Raw genomic sequence first — 21,527 nt, forward strand, 5'->3', positions numbered from 1 at the left:
CGTCATATGATGGTATTGTGCCAAAGGTGAGAAACCTAAGACACCGCGTTTTTCCTCCGAGCCTCAGTGATGATAAAGCTGTGGCAAGGCGTGGCAAATGGACTGACCGTGATAGTCAGGCGGGTTCGATTCCCGCATGCCACATTGTCCAGTTTAGCGACCGGACACAGCTTGCGATGACCCCATCTGACACTGGGAGAGCGAGCAGCAGACATATGAAGCGCAGATATCACCTCAATGTAGTATTCCAGTTCCAAATGGAGTACTATTTTTTTGAGGTGATATCTTTATGACAAATGAGACATCTGTAAATGCACAAATCGTTTTATCCGAGGGACTTGAACTAGGCCCTAACGTCAATGTTCCAAAGATTGTTGGCCCAACCCTAGTTTTAGCTATGCCGTTAAAGGAGACTGCATTAAGTTTTAATGTATCGGTTCTGACACATGGCCTTGATTATAGCATTCGACATAGCGTTAAACTTGAAGTGCTTGAGGGCGATAAGGCTATCGCAAACATCGAAAATGGATTATCGTCTCTCCAAAACTTTTTAGGCGGATTTGTTTTTAATTTTGGAATTCGAAATGCAGTTTTTAAATCGGTTGGAGTTCATATTATTCGCTTCTATCTTGATGGAAAATTGCTTAAGGAGCAGAAATTCTGGACAGTATATGTTGGGTCTGCAGAGTAGCTTATGGAAATGTTGGAAACATCTTCAATCACTGTAGAATCCAGCAGAGTAAATTCACGCCATAAAACGTTTGGAAAAGCAGTTGCCTTGACACTTGAGGCTGTAGCAATTACTGGATCAATTTCATTTGGATCAGCTTACGCATTTAAAACTGGCGACAAACTGATTTCAATGCAATCAACACTTACTGCTAATGAAGATAGTAAGCCAGATAGTATATCAATGGAAATTAATTCAAAGGAAACTGGAGCGATTAATATGTCATCTGGAAAGACCGCAGTAGAACAAAAAACAGATGATTTAGAGAAAAACGTGGACTATCTGATAAGCCATATTGACGAACTGCACAAAGAAACAATGAAATCTCTTAATGATTTAGAAACTAATTTGAAAAAAGATTTAGAAGACAAGACGGAACCCTTAGCTACAAAGGATTCGGTTGAAAATACTTTTACAACCAAGATCATAAGAATATTATGTTGGGTGATAGGAATAGGATTAACGATATCTTCAATATTAGTCACAGCAGCAATCACAATAATTATTCATTTATGGAAATAGTATAAAAGATTATTATGATGCATAACTAGTGGCACTCCGCCAAACGGTGAAGTGCTATTTTTGTGCAACAAAAAAGCCCTCGCTCTGGGAAAACGAAGGCCAATCACTTTTTGGAGTGTGAGAATGAACTCACTAAGTCATTGTAACACAATACTTATAATAGGCACATAAAAAAGCCCTCGGTTGGAGGACCGAGAGCCAAAGGAATGGAAAAAATGAAATTTAGCAGTAGCGATCGATTTTGGGAAGCAAAGCTACTGCTCACAGACATTATATTTTAGGAGGCGAGTAGATGCAATGGACAGATGAACAGATCAGTGACATTAGGAAGCTCGCCTCTGAAGGCTTTACCAGACGTGAGACGGCAGACAAGCTAGGGATTAGCTACGATGCGCTTCAAGGCAAAGCAAGACGGCTTGGCATCGAGTTCCAAAAGCCATTGAAGAATGAATACGATTCAGACGGCACACAGTCCAGTGAAACCATTCTAAAGGTTGTCAGGGGCAACAAAATGACGCCTAGAGAGGTTTTAGAAGCTCACGGGTATGATTACACCAAGTGGGAGCTTGTACGTGCCACAAGCAACTTCTGGAAGCAAACACCTGAAGCGACATTGTATCAAAGCAAGATACAGATCAGGCCGCTAGTTGAGGCGGAACAATATGAATCATTGATGAATGACATCATCACACACAAGGAGCCATACCAAGCTAAGGCTCCTATTTTTGTGGAATCAGATCGTTATCTGGTCATTCCTGCTTTTGACACGCATTTCAACGGTCACACATTCGACGTCTATGCTGAATCTCTTAAACGGCAGCTAGAGATCATTCAACGCGGCCACTACGCCAAAATATTGCTCATTCTGGGCGGTGATCTAGCTCACGTGGACAATATCAACTCAACCACAGCAAAGGGCACACAGCTCGAAACAACTGACCTAGGCGAGACTGTGAACGAAATGGAGCAATACTTCGAGACACTGATTGAAGCAATCATTAAGAATGCCAATGAGTGTGAGGTCATGTATTGTGCCGGTAATCATGATCCGTCAGTTGGGTATATGTTCGCACGTCTATTGAAACGTGCCTACAGCAAACAGACAAACATTACTTGGGACATATCACTGAATCATTACAAAGGCACAATGTTAGGCCATAACTTCATTGGCGCCACTCATGGTGATAAAGGTAAGAACAACTACCTTGCAAAATACCTCGATGAGTTCGGCTTCATGTTAGGCACAGCACAGAACCGCGAGCTTTTTACCGGTCACCTTCATAGCGAGATGAGTAAAGACTTGGGAGGATTCGTTCAGCGTCAGGTATCAACGAGAAAACCTAATGACCGCTGGACTGATGACCTCGGGGTTGTTGCCCACAAAACGTTTGAGCTGGTCGAATACAGCGATCATGACACGAGGGCGATCTACTATGTCTAATGCAATGAAGCGAGTCGGTTACGGATATGTAAGCCAGACAGAGCAAGCAATCATTGAGAAACTATCGAGAGAAGAAACACGTATGCAAGCTGTAATTTACACGAAACCGAAATGTCAGAAATGTCGCCATACAGCGATGAAGCTAAAGCAGATCATGCCGGTGTCAACCATAACAGCCGACGAGCGTGACATTGAACGGTTCCGCAAGCTAGGCTATCAATCGTTCCCAGTCGTAACGGTATATAAAGCAGACGGTACCCACGAAACGTGGTGCGACTTGCGTGTTGACAAGATCAAACAATACACGGAGGGATAGCATGCTATTCGATAATGCTAAAGGCCAAAGTAGGCAATTGTCTCACCGCCAGTTGCCTCCACCAGCACCAGTGCTACCAAAAATGGAAGGATCCCTGCCAACTCGTGCCAATGCAACTAAGAAATACAAAGACAGTCTGATTGCCGAAGTTAACGAAGCCATTAATCAAGGAATTAATACTACATCCCCAATCTCAATTGGCGTTGCCAAGTACAATCCAGCAGTTGTTAATGAAGTAATCAGTTTGCTAACGAAATCAGGATGGGATGTTACTAGTCTAAATATTGACGGTAACGGTTCCTATTCGACAATCATATTATCTTAGGAGGAATCGCACATGCTTAAAGTAGTGAAACGACTGAAAGAACACTTATTAGGTAAAAAAGGAACCGATAAGATAACCGTTACGATTGATGCAAACACCGATCCGCTTATGGCCAAACTTGACAAGATCAAGAACGCGGTCGAAAACATCAAGGCTGACGCGACACCGGAAGTTTCGCCAACCTTAACTGCGTATGGTCTATGTGATGCTAAGTTGCCTGATATCGAAGACGTTGAGATACCAGATCATGCAGGATTCAGCGAATCATTCATTGCAGATCAAGACAAAGCACTGAACGACTTTCAGCAAAAGCAGGAGCAGTTATGGCAGCGCACAAGCACTCCACATGTTCGTATCGAATTCGATGACATTAATGATGTGCCTTGTGTTTGGGTTGATGGCAAACGGATTGATAGATCAGATACAGGGCTCGTTAGCGTTTCACTTGACTGGCATACAAAAGATCCAGCGGCAACAGATCATGTTATCCAGGCGTATAAAATCGAATATTTAAAGGGGGATCACCGCGAAGGAATCGCTCAGGGGTCTGCGATGGGACCTGATCTCTTTAAGAATGATATCCATGCCAAGTAAGAAGCTCGCCTTTATAAATGGCAGACCGCAATTGGTTGATGCCAATGCTCGTGTTAGATCGGAGGCGGATAGGCAGTACAACCGTGTGCGGAATGATCAGCAATCGGACTACCTTAAGTTCTATCACAGTAATGAATGGAAGCAGCTGCGTGAGCAGATATTGATTAGAGACAACAGTTTATGCCAACGCTGTGGCCTGCAAGCATCATTAGTTGATCATATTGTTCCAAGCGAAGATGACTGGGAAGACCGCACGAACGCGGATAATCTGCAGGCTTTATGCAGGGACTGCCACTATTGGAAGACGAGACGTGAGACAACCAAGCGTAAGAAGGGACAGCATCGAGCCATGAAGATTACAGTAATCGTTGGCTATCCAGCAAGTGGCAAGTCAACGTACGTCAAGCGACATCAAGGACAGCATGACCTCGTCTTTGATTACGACCACCTAATGACGGCGTTAACAGGCCTGCCATTACATCAGGGCAATATAGACGCCAATGATTATGTGCAGCTAATCTATGAGCTGATACTGCGGAAGCTTAAAGCAGAGCAGACCTTCGACCATGTATGGTTAGTCATGACATATCCAGATGAGAAGCTAGACACGTTGTTTGCTAGTCGAGATGTCGAACACATACTCATCGACACTGACCGAGACACATGCATGCAGAGACTGTCTAAGCAAGGTCGAGATGTGAGTCAACTCATCAAAGCGATGAACAAACTTGATGAATTGAAATCACAAAACAAATTTAAAAAATTCAAAGAAATAAAAAGTTAAAAAACAGATTTTCGATAATTTATCGGGCGACTTAACGGGCTGGAAACGGCTATACCCCCCTTCCATTTTTATCGGGGGTTACATTTTTTAGAACGGAAGAACGGTCGGCCTCTTTTTTGCACCCCAAATTGTAACGATTTTTAGGGGGTAGGAGGTCAATAAGACCCATTTTATATAGATATTAGGAGGTGAAGTGGGAAATGGCTGGAAAATACAAAGTGTTGCAAATGTCGAAGGGTGATTTGACCAAAGAACGGCAGGAAGCCAAGCTACATGCGGAATTGATGGCCAAAGATGGCATTCCGAAACTTCAGGTAACACCTCCTAATCATCTTGACCCAGTCGCAAAACAAGAATACAAGCGAATCATCGCATCTTTGGGGACCTTACCACTTAGAAATCTCGATCGCGCCGAGTTGGAAAATTATTGCACATGGTATTCGGTTTATAAAAACACATCGGTCAACATGAAGCTGGCTTTAAAGAATGGAGATCAAGATGAGTATTATGCATACGTTGGCATATTGAATAAAGCAACGGCAAATATTAAAAGTCTAGCCAGTGATCTTGGTCTTAATGTCAATAGCCGGATGCAGATGAGCATGCCTAAGACCGAAGCACAGAAAAATGATTCAATCATTGATACTTTTGGCTGACTGCGATGGAGGTGATGTTGGTTGTCAAAATTTAAGGATCCAGTGCCTAATTTCATAAAACGTGTGCTGGACGGTCGTCTTATTACCTCTAAGGCAGTTAATCTCGCGGTGAAACGGCATCAAGAAGACTTGAAACGAACAGATTGGCGATGGCGTTATGATCCAAATCTAGCGGGAAAGGCAGTTAAGTTTATGGAAATTCTGCCAGAACCAAAAAGTGGGAAACCACAACCATTAGCACCGTTTCAGAAATTCATTATTGGCAGTATATATGGCTGGGTTGATAAAGATGATTCAAATATAAGGCGATTTACCGATGTGTTCATTTCGATGGCACGAAAAAACGGTAAGTCGCTTTTGATTTCTGGCGTCATTCTGTATGAGTTTCTGTTCGGAAAGAATCCAGCCAACAAACGGCAATTATATACCGCTGCTAATGATCGCAAGCAGGCCGGCATTGTATTCGGAATGGTCAAAGACCGATTACGTGCGCTCATGCGGAAAGACCCTGGTATCAAACGAATGGTTAAGATTACGCGAGATGAACTTGTCAATTTAGACGACGGGTCAACAATTCGTTCATTCTCTCGTGATACAGGACTTGTCGATGGCTATGAACCCCACGTTGCGGTGGTTGACGAATATGCCAACGCTAAAACAACAGATATGATTGAAACCCTTGCCTCAGGGCAGGTGTTACTGCCTAGTTATCTGACGTTCATCATTTCAACGGCTGGATTCGACATGAACGTGCCGATGTTTCAACAAAATTATCCGTATGCCAAAAAGGTGTTGTCCGGTGAAGAAAAGGCAGAACGCTATTTTGCATTCATTGCTGAACAAGACAACGTACAAGAGGTTGATGACCCCAATTCTTGGATCAAATCGAATCCGCTACTTGACGTTGATACCTTACACGGCCAAATCAGTGATTATCTGACGACTAAGTTAGCTCAAGCTCGTGCTGATGGCAGTCTAAACGCTAAATTGGTCAAAAACTTCAATATTTGGCGACAGGCTACAGAAGACAGTTATCTAGATTTCGACGCTTGGAAAGCGGCAGAGCTGACCGACAAACCTGATATTCGCGGGCAAAGAGCATGGATTGGCATCGATGTCGGTCGTACAAGCGATCTATTCGCTATTTCTTGGCTAATCCCCCAGGAGGGCTGGTGGTGGCTTGATGGTTATGCATTTGTTGCTTCAAAAGGTGGCATCGATAACAAAATCAAGACGGATCGGATTGACTACTTGGCTGCTGAACAACACGGCGAAGGCGAGATCAGCAGCTTAGAGTCAGGTATCATTGACAACGATCGGGTATATGAATGGCTCGAAGACTTCATTGAACGTAATGACTTAGATGTTCAAGGTATCATGTACGACCCTTATCAATTTGGACCAATGCTAACGGCAATTGAGAAGAATCATCCTGAGTGGCCGATGGTACAGGTGCGACAAGGAACGCTGACACTGTCAATGCCAACTAAGCAGTTCCGCGATGATGTTATAGGTGGTCGCATAAAGCATTCAGATAATCGCATTATGCAGGCCGCCGCAATGAACGCGGTTATAATGTCTGACAACAACGGCGTCCGTATTAATAAGAATAAGTATGCTAACAAAATAGACATGATTGATGCCACGCTTGATGCTTATGCCATCGCTTTTAAGGAAGACTTGGACAACTATTTGGACGACGACCGTGTGTTTAGTGACGACTTTGGCTTTTAGGAGGTGAGAACGTGAATGGAAAACTAGCTAACTTTTTCAGAATTCTTGGCGCAAATATGGCTGGAATTGCCACTGTTTTAGGTTTCATTTTAGCTGGATATGGGGCTTTTTTGATCAATAGGCCTACTGGATTCATGGTTTGCGGCGGCTTGTTGTTTGTTCTCGCCTTTATTCTGTTGCTTCCTGATAACGAAGGGAGGTGAGATGAATGAAGCTATTTCGAGGATTGGCAACCGAAGTGGACCCTCACTGGGCAGATCATTTGCTTGATTCTGGAGTAATTCCATCATTTCGAGGCGGGTATCTTGGCATTTCTGCCTTACGGAATTCTGACGTGCTTACGGCTGTATCAATTGTTTCCGGTGATGTTAGTCGTTTTCCGCTAGTAATCACGGACAGCTCAACCGATGAGGTTGTTGACTTAGCCAATATTGAATACTTGATGAATACAAAGGTAAACAAGCGGCTGTCGGCTTATCAGTGGAAATTTTCCATGATGGTCAATGCAATTTTGACTGGCAATGCTTATTCGCGTATTGTGCGCGATCCGATAACCAACGAACCAGCTATGTTTGAGTTCTATGCCCCATCACAAACGCAGGTGGACACAAGCGACCCCGATAACATCATCTACCGTTTCACGCCTTACAACTCTAGTATGCAAAAAATATGCGGATTTGAGGACGTCATTCACTGGAAGTTTTTCTCATACGACACAATCATGGGGCGCTCACCGCTGTTGTCGCTTGGTGATGAAATTGGACTGCAGGAGTCAGGCGTTTCAACGTTACAGAAGTTCTTCAAGAGCGGCTTGAAAGGCTCAATTATCAAAGCAAAGGAGAGTCGCCTGTCCGCCGAAGCACGCCAGAAGATTCGTGAAGATTTTGAAAGGGCACAGGCAGGTGCTGATGCTGGATCGCCAATTATAGTTGACGCAACGATGGATTATCAGCCGTTGGAAGTTGATACCAACGTTCTTAATCTGATTAACAGCAATAACTATTCAACAGCGCAGATTGCGAAGGCTTTGCGGGTGCCAGCGTATCGATTAGCCCAAAACAGTCCCAATCAGTCAGTTAAACAGCTTGCTGATGACTATATTCGCAATGATCTTCCATTTTACTTTGAACCGATTACAAGTGAGTTTGAACTAAAGCTGCTTGATGACGCGCAACGGCACCAATATTGCATAGGATTCGACACAAAATCAGTAAACGGATTGCCGATTGATGACGTAAATACAGCAGTTAATGGGGGACTGTGGACTGGAAACGAGGGACGTGCGGAGCTTGGAAAGAAACCGTTAAAAGACCCGAACATGGATCGTATTCAGTCGACACTTAACACAGTATTTCTTGATCAAAAGGAAGCTTATCAAGCTCAGCATGCAGCAGAATTGAAGGGAGGTGATACTAATGCCAAAGGAAATCAGAATGGCAGCGGCACCAATGCAAATTCGTGATGGTGATGATGATCATCCTGCCGTTATTGAGGGCTATGCCCTTAAGTTCGACAGACAATCCGAGATTATGGGCAGTGGTGAGCTGAGTTTCCGCGAACACATTGACCCACACGCACTGGACAATGCGGACATGAGTAATGTTGTTGCGCTATTTAATCATGACCAGAACCAAGTGTTAGGCCGCACGGGAGTCAATTTAGAGCTGACGGTTGATGAAACGGGGCTCAAATATACGTTGACACCTCCAGATACACAGCTTGGGCGTGATTTGTTAGAAAATGTTCGTCAGGGAATCATCAGCCAGTCAAGTTTTGCATTCACGATTGCACCAGACAAAGATGCACAGAAGTGGCAAAAATCTAATGAACGTGGTGTGAAGTATGACCGCACTATTAACAATATTGATCATTTGTTTGATGTCTCTCCAGTAACCACGCCAGCATATCCGGATACTGAGGTAAAGGTCGGAGCACGATCGTTGGAACAGATAAAAGCGCTAGATCAGCCGCCAGAATGGGAACTTAAGCGGCGTAAGATGCTTTATCAATTAAATAAAGAGGACTTGCTCAAAGGCATTGAATAATCAGTGCCTATTTTTATACAAAAAATAAGGAGGGTCACTAGATGACTTTAGATGAAAAATTAGCTGCTGTTAAAAAGCAACTTGATGAAAAGCGTTCAGCGTTGCCAGCTATGAAGACAGAACTTCGTTCTTTACTTGAAGGTGAAGATTCCGAGGAAAACCTGAAGAAGGCAGAAGGCGTTCGTGCCAAGTATGATAAAGCTGGCAAAGATATCAAAGATCTTGAAGAAAAACGTGACTTATACGAGGCTGCGTTGAAAGGCAATGAACAGCCGAGTGGGAAGAATCCCAGTCACCCGGAAGAGCATAGCTATCGCGATGCACTGAATGCTTATTTGCATACTCGTGGTCGTAATACTGATGGCGTCAATTTTGAAAAGACAGAAGCTGGTGAATTTGCGATTTTTCGTGGCAGTCCTACGGATGCCAGTGATGCTGTAAATGCAGGTGTTAAGTCAGCAGATGCGGCCGCGACCATTCCGGAAACCATTATCAACAACCCGCAACGTGAATTGCAGACTGTTGTTGATCTGAAACCTTTCACGAACGTATTCCAAGCTTCTACACAAAAGGGCACTTACCCAACAGTTGCAAATGCTACAACCAAGATGGCTACTGTTGCCGAGTTGGAAAAGAACCCAGCAATGGCAAAACCGAACTTCAAATCGATCGACTGGTCTGTTGAAACGTATCGTCAGGCTCTTCCAGTGTCACAGGAATCTATTGACGACTCCGCAATTGATTTGGTTGGTCTGATTGCCCAGAACGCACAACAAATTAAGGTCAATACGACCAACGGTGCTGTTGCAACTCTACTGAAAGGATTCACTGCCAAGACGATCTCTAGCGTTGATGATTTGAAGCATATTAATAACGTTGATCTAGACCCTGCATATTCTCGTGTAATTATTGCTTCACAGAGTTTCTACAATTTCTTGGACACAGTTAAAGATGGCAATGGCCGCTACTTGCTACAAGATAGCATCTTGACCCCGTCTGGCAAGAGCGTTCTTGGTATGCCGATTGTTGTTGTATCTGATGATACTTTGGGTGCAGCAGGCGAAGCACACGCCTTTTTGGGTGACATCAAGCGGGCAATTCTGTTTGCTAACCGCGCAGACTTCATGGTTCGCTGGATTGATGATCAGATTTACGGCCAATATTTACAAGCTGGCATGCGCTTTGGTGTAGCTGCTGCTGATCAAAAAGCTGGCTACTTCCTCACATACACCCCAAAAGTGTAACGCCTGACGGAGTGACTTTGAGCCAGAAAACGTTCACGGGTGGTGTCGGTGCCACAAAAGATATCACGGTGACAGTCACTCCTGATGGCGCTCCTCAAGCAGTTAAAGCTGTGTCGAGCAATGAAAAAGTCGCTACGGTTGTTAAGAAGTCCGATGGTGTCTACACTATTACCAATCTGACAGCGGGCACAGCGACAATCACATTTAGCACTAATGGCATCAGCTCAGCGCTTGCTGTTACTGTTAACGCCGGGTAGGTGACTACTATTGGAAGATACTAAGTTTGACAAAAGCCCACTGACTGATGAACAGTTTCAGGTTCTGAAAATGTACTTGAAAGTTGATCAGACAATCGAAGACCCAATGATTATGCAACTGGTGCATGACGCTTGTGGTGAAATCAGTTCGGCTATTAGCTTTGGATCAAATCCGGAACAATTTCTAAGCAATCCAGAAACTCGGGATCGTTTCTTCACAGCGCTCATGAAGCAAGTGAAGGAAGACTATGACTACCGAGGTATGGGTGCTGAAGTCATGCGCTTTCCATTGCAAACATCAACCACAAATATTATCAATCAGCTTCGCTCAGAATTGCCGGAAGAGGATGGTGATCCTGATGCGCACTAATCGAATGACTGAAAGAATTGCGTTCGTCAGCTATGAGTCAAAAAAGGTTAACGGAGTTCCGGTTGATGGTGTGCTCGTTAAGCATATGACGGTTTGGGCGGAAGTTCCTAAGGTACCAATCAGAGAAGCAAATGATCCACAGACGAAGTTGGGCACTCGCAAAGACAGCCCGACTTTTTTAGTACGATTTTTGACCGCAGAGGAAATCCAACCAACTTGGAGAATTCAATGGCGTGGTAATGAATATCAAATCACAGGGCTTGATCCTGATTACGAGAGGCGTGATCTGACAACGATTACGGCAAAGGCGGTGAGCTGATGGGCGTAAAAGTCACAGGGGATGCTGAACTGCTTGCTAATCTTAACAAGCTCCAATTTGGAGTTGCAAAAGAAGCTCGAGCGGCTGTCCGAGATGGCGCACAGAAGTTTGCCGACAAGCTAAAAAGCAAAACGCCTGAGTGGAATGGTGAAACTGATATGAAGGGACATCTGAAAGATGACATTCAGCTTTCAAGTGTCCGTGAAACGAGTGGTGTAACAGAAGTAGACGTTGGATATGGTAAAGATACTGGCTGGCGTGCTCACTTTCCAAACTCGGGCACTTCAATGCAGGATCCGCAACATTTCATTGAAGAAACCCAAGAAGTCATGCGGCCAGTTGTTATTGCTGCTTTCCTAAGTCACTTGAAGGAAGGCGGGATGTAATGGCACCTGAAAAACGTGTTTATGACATCCTGTCAGCCAATTTGGATATTGCTGACAAGGTGTATATAGGCACTCCAGACTTCAATAACCAGACTAGCGTAACTCCTGAAAGTTTAGCTCCATGGGTGAGAATCACTTATTTGCCCGGTGATGCTGCTTATTATGCTGACGATTCTAGAATCCTAGAGTATCCGAAAGTACAAGTAGATTTTTGGGTGGGTATAACGGACTGGGATCAACAAGAAAAGATAGAAACACAGATATATCAAGCACTACACGCGGCTGGCTGGGAAAGGTATTATCGCAACTCCTACGTTGATGGTGATACCCCAGCCCTTCGCATGACAACAGGATACTTTCAGTTTCAAGGACTGCCGATTGGCTAGTCCTTTTTAATTTCCTAAAGGAGGATTTTTAATATGGCAGAGACTGCTGTAACAACTAATAAGAAGTTAGCAAAATTTGGGGCTTCGGCCTTTGAATACGGGGTTGTCGGTGATGACGACTTTGTACAAAAAACACGAAAGATTCAAGGCTTATCTAGTGTGAAATTGGATATTAAAACAGAGCAAAAGACGTTGTCCGCTGATGACGGCCCGTACTTGATTCTTTCTGGTGGCATCACAGAAGCAACCGAAACAATCGAAATGTACGATGTTGATTCCGTTATGAAGTCTGATTTATTTGGCATTAAGGTTGTTAATGGGGTTGAAGTATATCCAAAGAATCTTAGCCCTAATTACGCCGCAACTTTATTCCGCACGAAGCTTTCAAATGGCAAGTACGTTTGGGTTGGTATGCTCAAGGGAATGTTCTCACTTCCTGGGGTTGATACCAAGACTGTTGACGGCACACCAGATCCAAGTGCTGACAGCATCGAAGGCTCATTTATTCCTCGTGGTGACCAAGACACTGGCAATGTTGTGTTGATTGGTCGTGAAGACAACGATGGATTCAATTTTGATACCTTCCACGGCTATGTATTCCCTAAGGAAGCTAAAGACGCGACTATTGTCTCAACTACTGTCCCAAAAGTGTAGTCGGTGTCAGCTTTGAGAACAGTTCGATTAACCTTGCGGTTGGCGCATCTACAGTGCTAAAAGTGCAAATTAATCCGGCTGATGCCGCAAATAAACAAGTTACTTTCAAAACGTCAGATCCCACAGTTGCCACCGTTTCCAGTGATGGGACTGTGGCTGGTGTAAAGGCAGGGTCTGCAACCGTAACAGTCACAACTGACGATGGTGGTAAAACTTCCACCGCAACTGTAACTGTGGCTTAGCAATGAATTCGTCGCCTTGTAAATGCACAATACGCGAACAGCGGGCGGCTTATACCTAAGGAGATTAAGCATGGCATATCAAATTAAACTAAATATCAAAGGCGAAACGTGCGTGTTCACACGAAATGGAGAGCCAACATTACGTGATACTACGAACGCCTTAAAAGTGCAGCAACAACAGCTGCGCATGCTAAACCGTAAAGATGGCCCTTCAAACGATGATTACGATGAGAACGAGAAAAACTTAGCCAAATTTGCGGTTGATTTCTGGAAAAACCAGTTTACTACCGATGATGTTATTGATGGCTCGTCTATTTCTTTGAAATCGTTGGATTCAATCAATGATGCCATTGGCGATTCTCTAAGCGATGGTGAAGAGGATAAGAAGGACACAGCAAAAAAATCACCGAAGCGGACGTCAAAGAAGCCATTAGCAACCTTGACGACTTCTACAAAGCAAGGCTCTCTGAAGGCTACCGATTAGCTGACGTTGATGCTATGACGCTCCGCGATATTGAAAAGCTTAACCAGATTTACGAGGAACGGGAGACCACGATCGACAAGGCCTTTCCGTTCCTTTTCTAGTTCTATGAAAGGAGGTAAAACATGTTAGGAAATCTCGGACAAATTGCGGCTACCGTAAGTTTGAACATTGATCCGTTTCAAGTAAGCCAGCGAGTTTTGAACTCTTCAATTAAAGCAACTGCTGCTGAGTTGCGGGCTCAAGATGCTGCGTTTAAGGGCTCTGAAAAGTCTATCAACAACATGCGTTCAACCTATGACACATTGAGCCGCCAGTCAAAGAACTACCAAGCTCAGCTTCAGAAACAGCGAGAACAGTATGATGAAAATTCGAAAGCGGTTGAAAGACTTAATAAAAGTGAGGCTGCATCGCAGGAAGAAATTAATCGTGCTACAAAGCTGCAAGCTAATGCTGCATCACAGTATAATCGGACTGCTGCCGCTGCTGCTCAAAATGAAAATCGAATGGCGGCCTTACGCAAAGAGATTGCGCTGCAAAGTGACGGCTGGACTAAAGTATCAAACGGTGCATCAAAGTTTGCATCTGTTACCGAAAAGACAAGCTCTAAGCTAACTAGTTTCGGATCAACGATGACCAAGGCAGTAACTGCTCCAATTGCCATTGGATTTGTGGCAGCAGCTAAATCTGCTATTGATTTCAACAGCCAAATTCAAGCGATGGGGCCCTTGCTAACAAATGGGGGTGCGATTACTGCCAAGTATCGTGCGCAACTTGATCAACTAGCATCAGCATCTAAAAAGTGGTCGGTTGAATATGGCGTTTCCACGGCTGCAATTAACGATGGCATGTCAGAAATGATCAAACGTGGCTATACCGCTGCGCAAACATTAGGCGCAATGCCTGCAGTTCTCAATGCGGCAAAAGCGTCTGGCGATGACTTCAACGATGTTATGCATGTTTCTACATCCGTTTTGGAGCAATTTGGTCTAAAGACAGAATCAACAACGGGCATGCTTAAAAACACGTCTCGCGTTACAGATGCCCTTACCTATATTGCAAACGCTACTGCAGCAGGGTTCCAAGATATGGGCGAGGCAATGACATATGTCGGGCCTTCTGCTCATGCTGCTGGTATTTCACTCGAAGAAACAGCGGCTGCTATTGGTATTATGAGCAACAAAGGGATTGAAGGATCAGTTGCTGGCACAGCATTACGTGGTGCTTTAACACGACTGTTGAAGCCTTCTAAGCAAAATCGTCAAGGCTTTAATGAATTAGGCATATCTGTTGCTGATTTCAAAAAAGGAACTTTAACTCTTCCAGAGATTCTTGACAAAATCAAGAATAACACTAAGGGGTGGACGGACCAGCAACGTGCTTCTGCAGTAGCGTTGGCTTTTGGCACTGAAGCGCAAGCCGGCATGAATGCCTTAATTAGTGCAGGTGGCGGTGAGCTACGCAAATATACCAGTGAAGCTGAGCATGCTAGCGGAACAACTGCCAAAATTGCTAACCAGTTAAACAATACGGATGCCGCCAAATTGAAGAGATTTCAAGAGTCGATTCATGTTTTAGGGATTGAAGTAGGTCAAAAACTTCTACCGACGCTGACTCCTCTTATCAAAACAGCAACCGATGTTGTCAATGCCTTTACAAAAATGGACAGTGGCACGCAACAAACCATTATCAAATTTGCAGCGTTTGCGGCAGTTGTAGGGCCAGTGAGTTCTCTGATTGGTGGGGCTCTTAAGCCTGTTACTGCTTTGAGCAAAGGAATATCTGGAATTGCGGGAGTCATTGGGCGAGCATCTGCAGCCACAAAGCTCGGCGGAACTGCAATGGACGTGCTCAAGTCTGGCTTTAGTAAAACAGCCTTTGAAGCATTGAAGGTTGCACCAGCCGCAGCAGCGGCGGCAGAAGGCACTTCTGGAATGGGAGCAGCCATGGGCGGAGCCGCAGCGAGCGGAACAGGATTGCTAGCGGCATTGGGGCCAATCGTCCCAGTTGTTTTAGGTGTGACAGCAGTCGTCGGTGCCGGTGTAGCCATCTGGGAATTGTGGGGCAAAAAGGCTCTTGAGTCTGCTGACAGAACTTCACGATGGGGCACTGATATTGGCACCGATGCCGACCGATCTGCTTCCAAAATGAAAGATGCCTCTGGGGCAATTTCTGGTGCTTTTGATGATACAAACCACACAGTCACCCAGAATGCTAAGACGATCTCTAAAGGGTTCGACGATTTAACAAAAGCTGCAAAAGAAGCCGCTGATCAGTCTGAGACAGCAGCGAAGAAATTGGCTAAGAGCCTCGGCGGTGAAGCCGCAGAAAACATTGAAAAGCAGGCCGCTAAGGAAAAAGCCGCTAACGCTAAGCGAATCAAAGAGATGGAAAGCAACAACGAAAAGGCCCAAGCCATTACTGCATCGTTTAACAAGAGCGGAGCACAGATGACGGCTGACCAGTATCAACTGTTGGATAACTACCGTCGTAAAAATGCCGCACTGGCTGTCAAGACGCTACAGATTTCTGGATCGCAACAGAATAATGTGCTCAAGGCTGTTCTTGGTGAGAGAACTAGAATGTCTAAGAGTGCTGCCCTAGAGCAGTATCAAGATATGTGGAACGCCTCTAACAAAGAAAACAGTGCCTATAAGGCGGCACAGGACAAGATCAACACCGAGTACAAGAATGATGCTGCCATGCGTAACACGGCACTTGAAGGCTTAGAAAAAGATCACCAGAGCAAAATGAAAGCCATCTATGCTGGCGCAATTCAAGCCATGAAAGCACAAGGAACATCGCGCTCGGAAATGCTAGCGGAACTTCAAACTGACTTCCATCTGACAAGCTCACAAGCCGAATCTGCTATGAATAGTTATGAGAAGTCTATGGCCAAAGGGGTTAAGAGTAACCGAGATTTTGCTGCCGCGACTGAAGGATTTGGTAAAGCTGCTCAAGAGGCCGGTGATCACTGGAATAGTCTTGTTTTTGATCCCAAGACTGGGAAGGTGAAGACAAATCTTCCTGAAGTGTTGAAAGATACGGCCAGCACTAAAAAAGGTTGGCAGCAACTTAAATTCGATTTAAAGAATGCCAAGATCACCTCTAATGCCAAGCAAATGATTGTTGAAGCACTTGCTTCTTCTAAACAATGGCAGAAATTGAGCGTTCCCGAAAAGAATGCAATTATCCGTACTCAGGGGCGTGAACAGCTTGCAGATATTATGGATAAGTTTGTTTCCTGGAATAGTCTGTCGCTTAAGGATCAGCAAGCAATTGTGAAGGGCGATTACACGCCTTTAGTAAATGCTTTAGTCAAGAGTGGAGACTGGAACAATCTCACCTTGAAACAGCAAGAAGCAATCGTTAAAGATAAAGCAACAGCGCCATTAGTATCTTCACTTCAGCAAACCGGCGAGTGGCAGAAGCTCGACTTAAAAGTTCAAGAAGCCATTGTCAATGCTAAAGGCAAGAAAGACCTTGAAGACATCCTTTTTGACATGGGAGTTTGGAACAAGCTTCCAAATACGCAGAAATATGCAACCCTAGTTTCTTTTGGTAAGCAAGACATCGCTGATATTATCGATCAGCTAAATTTGTGGAATACACTTACGCCAAAAGAAATCCAGGCTGTAGCAAAGGGCGATACCAGCTCTTTGGTAGCTGCTATTGATAAAGCAAATGACTGGAATCGATTAACTCTTGGCCAGCTAGAAGCAATCGTTAAAGATAAAGCTTCTGCAGGCTTAGTCCAGGCCATGATCAAAGCCGGCGAGTGGAATGGCCTATCAATAGAAGAAAAAACTGCTATTATGCAGACCAAAGGCAAATCCGACTTAGCCGATATGGTTGTTAAATACGGTCTTTGGAATAGCCTTCCAAACTCTACCAAAAGTCTGTTGATGAACGATTCCGATGCTCGTACTAAATTAGAAAAAGCTGGAGTTGCAATTGATCAATACAATTTGTTTAAGAACCCCAACGAAAAAGGACTTAAAGCAAATAATACTGATGTGCTTGTAAAAACAGAAGAAGCCAAAGGGGGCATTCAGAAATACAACGAAGTTCTACCTGGCTTAAAGCTTTTTAATGGGAATTCCAGTGGCGTTAAGACAGAGTCTTCTTCTGGGCAATCAAGCATTGTTAAGTATAACGAGGTATTGCCGGGTCTAAAGCTTTTCAATGGTAATTCATCGTCTGTTAATGGTGCGTCTAATTCTGGTCAAAGCAGTATCATTTTATTTAATGGAACTAACCCAGTGCTGAAGCCATTTAAAGGCGATTCGTCGAGCGTTAATAGCGAGTCATCAAAAGGGCAAAGCAGCATTCTGCTGTTCAATAGCAAAGATCCATTAATGAGATTATTTAACGGGGATGCAAGTGGAGTATCAGAAGCGTCACAAATTGGCGTCAATGCAGTTGCTGCATTCGGTGGCGATGCTACCATCACAAAAACATTCGTGATTAATGCAGATGTTGATCCCGCTGTACAACGACTTTTGAACAGTGGCAAGTTTGCACGAGGCACTCAAAACTTTACCGGTGGATTAGCAACTATTAACGACGCATCTGGCACTCGTTATCAAGAGGTCGTCACGCTACCAAATGGAGCAAAATTTGTGGCATATGGGCGAGACGTTACCTTACCACTTCCTCGGCATACGAAAATTGAAACTGCCATGCAGTCCGCAAGAAACTACTCGATTCCACGTTTTGCTGGTGGCACAACAGACTTCGGAGGCGCTGCTAATAGAATAAACCAATTGAATCCGAAAACGTTCGCAACACGGACGCCAAGTGCAGTGAATGTCAGCGGCATCACCGACAATATGACTTTATCCGACCAAACGATTGAACGCCTTGGCAAAGCACTGGCTTCAAACGTTAAACCAGACAATGACAGGCCGATCTACCTAATTGTTGACGGTAAGGTTCTTGGCCAAGTCGTTGGGCCAATATTAAACAACGCAAACGGCAAGGCAATTCAATTGCAAACAAGAGGGGTGACAAGCTAATGCCTTTTCATGACTTTACGTATTTAGGAAAACGGCCGAGCGATTTCGGTGCGTATGTTCATGTTGTTTCACACGACATTGGCTTTCCTTCAAAGATTAAAACGATTGTGTCAGTGCCGTTCAGTAACCAAAGCTATGACTTTTCAACAATTGGTGGGGTTCAGCCTTATAACGAACGCAAAGTTACCTATGTCATAAACGTTGTCAATAAATACGGATATGATCAAGTTTCAATGCACGAATTAAAAACAGAAATAGCCAATTGGCTGTATTCAAGTAATTCAAAAGCGGAACTTTATGACGACAAGTTGCCTGATTATCATTTTTTGGCCGAGTTGCAAGAAGCAGCAGATTTAAAAGACGATGTTCGATCAGGAGAGCTAACGGTCGTATTCACTTGCTATCCATTCATGATTGCAAACAAGTTTGAAGGCGATGACGATTGGGACACGTTTGATTTCGATAATGGTGTTGCCCAGAACGTTGATTTTGAAATAAATGGTGGTCGGAGTTTTGAACTCATCAATAATAGCGTGACAACTGTAACACCGCAAATAACCACAAATGCGGATTTGACTGTGCGCGTTGGACAAATCGAGTATAAAGTTCCGCAAGGAACATCACAAGATATCCCCTTAGAGGTAGGAACAAACACGATTACCGTTACTGGATCGGGAGAAATCTCATTCGCATGGCACAGGGAGGTGATCTAATTTGTATCAAGTCACAATTATTAATAATGACAAGTCTATTGTTATCATGCGTCCTGGCGGCAGTAAAACAATGCTTACGTCCGCAGAAATTAAAAAAGATATCAATTCAATTCCGTCATTTACGTTTAGTATGTTGCCTAACAATCCCGGTTATAACGAGATAATGCCGATGGTCACAAGAGTGCGGGTTGTCCGAATAGATACGGGCGATGTCCTTTTCGACGGTCGCGTTTTGGTTCCAACTAATGAGATGGCCGAAACTGGTGCTGTAACACGTTCTTATACTTGTGAGGGTGCACTCGCATTCTTACATGATGTTGTACCCGGATACCAAACGTTTACTGGGACGCCTGCTACGATCATCGAACAGCTAGTTAATGTGTTCAATTCCCGAGTTGACTCATTTAAACAAATGCAACTTGGAGTTATGCCAGAATCCAACCAGCCACAGACCCTAGAAACGACTCCAGAAAAAGATTTGTATGATACGCTCCATGATTTTGTGGTTACCACATTAGGATATGATATCCGCGTTCGTTCTGCTAATAATGGACTTTTTTTAGATGTTAAGTCACAGCTAGGTGAAGTTGGCAAAACAGTCATTCGTCTTGGCGTCAATTTGCAAGCAATTAAGGCTGAAACTGACGCTACTGGGATAATTACACGAGTTGTTCCTTTAGGAGCTGTCAAAGACAACGCGAGTCCCGAAGGGTCAGTTCAGACTCGGGTTAATTTAACAGACGCTGGAAAATCGCTGTATGTTGATATTCCTGATTTGATAAATAAATACGGGGTCCTTGAAGGTGTACAAGTATTTGACAGTGCTAAAACACCTGATCAACTTCAAGATGCTGTTAATTCATGGATTAGTCAACAGCGGCCGGTTGTACGCAAGTTTGCCGTTACAGCATTAGATCTCTCCTTAATTGGACGTGCTCCAGAAGACTTCAAAGTATACAACTTTAACCGGGTAATCAATCCACCAACCCAAACAGATGAAACGATGCGGATCGTTGGGCAAACACTTGACTTGATTCAACCTCAAAATGCAGAACTTGTTATTGGAAACAAGTTTAAGTCTGGCGTTGATTATGCAGTGGAGACGGCAGCAGAAAACATTAAAAACCAGCGTCTATATGGTCAGCTTCAACAAACAGTTATTGGACAATCGAGTCTTATTGTGTCACTTAGCAAAACAGCACAGGAAGCCCAAAAATCGATCGTTGATCTGCAAGGGACAGTCGAAAAGCTTCAGACGGACTTGAGTAGTGCTGACATTGCCTCAATCAAGCAATCATTAGGCGAGATAGATACTAAGCTAAGTGGTATTTCGTCTGACATCGAAGAATTAGATAAAGAAGTTAGCGAAGTTAAAGGTGCTCAAAAGACAGATACCGGAGCAACGTTGTCAACGTTGGAAGAACGCATAAAGGTGCTGGAAGATAATAGCAATACAGAAAAAGGAGGGAAGGGTTGATGAACGAAGAAAACGATAAACAATCAACAGCGCAATATAATGATCCCGACCATATCCCAGACGAGAATGAGATTAGAGACGAAATCAATCAGGGTGTCGAGGACAAAACCAGTTCTAAACTTGCAGATTGGATTCGTCACAAGCAGTATGGGGTTGATGTTCGTGAAGCGCTTGCGTTGTTCGTGGAATGGATTAGTGTCAAGTTAAACGGAGTCGTTTCGGCGTTCAATGGCGTTGAGGATAGGCAATCTGATGTCGAAAAACGACAGAGCAATGTCGAGGATCAGTTCAAGACGGTGATTGCCAATGCCACTAAGGATAGTGAAGTGATCCTTGCTCGTGACTCTAAAACATATGGTACGTATGTTGACTTAGATGATCGGCTAGAGAACATTGAAGGAATGTTGGCAAAAAGCGTCCCCAGCGGTTTTGTGGCAACCTTGACACACAATCTAGGGTATACGCCGCGTGTTTCTGCCTCTTATTACGAAAACGCGATTGGAACTGAAACGGATGGTCTTGGGACGAACTTTGCTGGTGGCTTTGGCGAAATTAACGAAGTGCAGTTATCAATATTTGTTAGCTATCCAGACAGCAATACTGTTAGAGTAGAAATGCCGATGAAGTTTGCAATGACCGGGACACCAGTAGTTGAGCCTGATGGAAACTTCTATTTAATCAATGGTTTTAAAACAATTAAGTTTGACTTTGGCGGTGCGGTTAAAAACGGCTCCGGAGAAGTAGCGCTTGAAAATCCGGAGGCGCCAGATAGTCCAAGTCAGTTAACGGCCAGTGAAATTACTGATCAATCGGCAAAGTTGAATTGGCGGTGA

General features: G+C 44.1%; 25 protein-coding genes. All 25 read left to right on the top strand.

The features are described from left to right. The first annotated feature begins 289 nt into the window (after positions 1 to 289). Entirely contained in the window at positions 290 to 691 is a 402-nt protein-coding gene (locus AC07KQ_RS14580) for a hypothetical protein (RefSeq protein ID WP_129531408.1), read from the top strand. A gap of 3 nt (positions 692 to 694) precedes the next feature. Continuing rightward, entirely contained in the window at positions 695 to 1,252 is a 558-nt protein-coding gene (locus AC07KQ_RS14585; RefSeq protein ID WP_129531407.1) for a hypothetical protein, read from the top strand. A gap of 292 nt (positions 1,253 to 1,544) precedes the next feature. Further along, positions 1,545 to 2,693: a GcrA family cell cycle regulator gene (locus tag AC07KQ_RS14590; RefSeq protein ID WP_480156668.1), complete on the top strand. Its 1,149-nt coding sequence runs from the start codon at positions 1,545 to 1,547 to the stop codon at positions 2,691 to 2,693. Continuing rightward, entirely contained in the window at positions 2,686 to 3,009 is a 324-nt protein-coding gene (locus AC07KQ_RS14595) for a ribonucleoside-diphosphate reductase (RefSeq protein ID WP_480156669.1), read from the top strand. Before AC07KQ_RS14590 ends, AC07KQ_RS14595 begins: the two co-directional genes overlap by 8 nt. Before the next feature lies 1 nt (position 3,010). Continuing rightward, the gene (locus AC07KQ_RS14600) at positions 3,011 to 3,334 is read left to right on the top strand and encodes a hypothetical protein (RefSeq protein ID WP_480156670.1); all 324 of its coding nucleotides are present in this window, start codon (positions 3,011 to 3,013) and stop codon (positions 3,332 to 3,334) included. 12 nt (positions 3,335 to 3,346) lie between these two features. Next, positions 3,347 to 3,928, top strand: a complete 582-nt coding sequence (locus AC07KQ_RS14605) for a hypothetical protein (protein ID WP_480156671.1) — start codon at positions 3,347 to 3,349, stop codon at positions 3,926 to 3,928. After that, positions 3,918 to 4,712, top strand: coding sequence for an HNH endonuclease (locus AC07KQ_RS14610; protein ID WP_480156672.1), 795 nt, complete (start codon positions 3,918 to 3,920; stop codon positions 4,710 to 4,712). The genes AC07KQ_RS14605 and AC07KQ_RS14610 overlap by 11 nt, the downstream gene beginning before the upstream one ends. Positions 4,713 to 4,912: 200 nt before the next feature. Next, a complete protein-coding gene (locus AC07KQ_RS14615; protein ID WP_480156673.1) occupies positions 4,913 to 5,368 on the top strand; it encodes a P27 family phage terminase small subunit in 456 nt (151 codons plus the stop codon). A gap of 21 nt (positions 5,369 to 5,389) precedes the next feature. Further along, on the top strand, positions 5,390 to 7,102 hold the full coding sequence (locus AC07KQ_RS14620) for a terminase large subunit (RefSeq protein WP_480156674.1): 1,713 nt from the start codon (positions 5,390 to 5,392) through the stop codon (positions 7,100 to 7,102). 11 nt (positions 7,103 to 7,113) lie between these two features. Next, positions 7,114 to 7,305: a hypothetical protein gene (locus tag AC07KQ_RS14625; protein ID WP_003661399.1), complete on the top strand. Its 192-nt coding sequence runs from the start codon at positions 7,114 to 7,116 to the stop codon at positions 7,303 to 7,305. A 5-nt stretch (positions 7,306 to 7,310) separates the two neighbouring features. Next, the gene (locus AC07KQ_RS14630) at positions 7,311 to 8,564 is read left to right on the top strand and encodes a phage portal protein (RefSeq protein WP_480156675.1); all 1,254 of its coding nucleotides are present in this window, start codon (positions 7,311 to 7,313) and stop codon (positions 8,562 to 8,564) included. Next, positions 8,518 to 9,147, top strand: coding sequence for an HK97 family phage prohead protease (locus tag AC07KQ_RS14635; RefSeq protein ID WP_480156676.1), 630 nt, complete (start codon positions 8,518 to 8,520; stop codon positions 9,145 to 9,147). The genes AC07KQ_RS14630 and AC07KQ_RS14635 overlap by 47 nt, the downstream gene beginning before the upstream one ends. 41 nt (positions 9,148 to 9,188) lie before the next feature. Then, on the top strand, positions 9,189 to 10,391 hold the full coding sequence (locus tag AC07KQ_RS14640; protein WP_480156677.1) for a phage major capsid protein: 1,203 nt from the start codon (positions 9,189 to 9,191) through the stop codon (positions 10,389 to 10,391). Between the two features lie 17 nt (positions 10,392 to 10,408). Then, positions 10,409 to 10,648: an Ig-like domain-containing protein gene (locus tag AC07KQ_RS14645; protein ID WP_404882216.1), complete on the top strand. Its 240-nt coding sequence runs from the start codon at positions 10,409 to 10,411 to the stop codon at positions 10,646 to 10,648. Between the two features lie 10 nt (positions 10,649 to 10,658). Then, entirely contained in the window at positions 10,659 to 11,018 is a 360-nt protein-coding gene (locus AC07KQ_RS14650; protein ID WP_045137010.1) for a head-tail connector protein, read from the top strand. Beyond that, positions 11,008 to 11,337 carry a head-tail adaptor protein gene (locus tag AC07KQ_RS14655; RefSeq protein ID WP_020752182.1) on the top strand — a complete coding sequence of 110 codons (330 nt, stop codon included), beginning with the start codon at positions 11,008 to 11,010 and terminating at the stop codon, positions 11,335 to 11,337. Before AC07KQ_RS14650 ends, AC07KQ_RS14655 begins: the two co-directional genes overlap by 11 nt. Beyond that, positions 11,337 to 11,723: an HK97-gp10 family putative phage morphogenesis protein gene (locus AC07KQ_RS14660; protein ID WP_343515616.1), complete on the top strand. Its 387-nt coding sequence runs from the start codon at positions 11,337 to 11,339 to the stop codon at positions 11,721 to 11,723. The genes AC07KQ_RS14655 and AC07KQ_RS14660 overlap by 1 nt, the downstream gene beginning before the upstream one ends. Next, positions 11,723 to 12,109, top strand: coding sequence for a phage tail protein (locus tag AC07KQ_RS14665; protein ID WP_289430586.1), 387 nt, complete (start codon positions 11,723 to 11,725; stop codon positions 12,107 to 12,109). Before AC07KQ_RS14660 ends, AC07KQ_RS14665 begins: the two co-directional genes overlap by 1 nt. Positions 12,110 to 12,142: 33 nt before the next feature. Continuing rightward, entirely contained in the window at positions 12,143 to 12,763 is a 621-nt protein-coding gene (locus AC07KQ_RS14670; RefSeq protein ID WP_366649642.1) for a major tail protein, read from the top strand. 53 nt (positions 12,764 to 12,816) lie between these two features. Beyond that, entirely contained in the window at positions 12,817 to 13,005 is a 189-nt protein-coding gene (locus tag AC07KQ_RS14675) for an Ig-like domain-containing protein (RefSeq protein WP_480156678.1), read from the top strand. A gap of 70 nt (positions 13,006 to 13,075) precedes the next feature. Continuing rightward, positions 13,076 to 13,489, top strand: coding sequence for a phage tail assembly chaperone G (gpG, locus tag AC07KQ_RS14680; RefSeq protein WP_003661382.1), 414 nt, complete (start codon positions 13,076 to 13,078; stop codon positions 13,487 to 13,489). Between the two features lie 122 nt (positions 13,490 to 13,611). Then, a complete protein-coding gene (locus tag AC07KQ_RS14685; protein WP_480156679.1) occupies positions 13,612 to 18,504 on the top strand; it encodes a phage tail tape measure protein in 4,893 nt (1,630 codons plus the stop codon). Then, on the top strand, positions 18,504 to 19,217 hold the full coding sequence (locus tag AC07KQ_RS14690; RefSeq protein ID WP_289420804.1) for a distal tail protein Dit: 714 nt from the start codon (positions 18,504 to 18,506) through the stop codon (positions 19,215 to 19,217). Before AC07KQ_RS14685 ends, AC07KQ_RS14690 begins: the two co-directional genes overlap by 1 nt. Before the next feature lies 1 nt (position 19,218). After that, a complete protein-coding gene (locus AC07KQ_RS14695; protein ID WP_289420803.1) occupies positions 19,219 to 20,694 on the top strand; it encodes a phage tail protein in 1,476 nt (491 codons plus the stop codon). Further along, a complete protein-coding gene (locus AC07KQ_RS14700; protein ID WP_480156680.1) occupies positions 20,694 to 21,527 on the top strand; it encodes a hypothetical protein in 834 nt (277 codons plus the stop codon). The genes AC07KQ_RS14695 and AC07KQ_RS14700 overlap by 1 nt, the downstream gene beginning before the upstream one ends.

Source organism: Lacticaseibacillus sp. YLM2-1, from assembly GCF_056583465.1.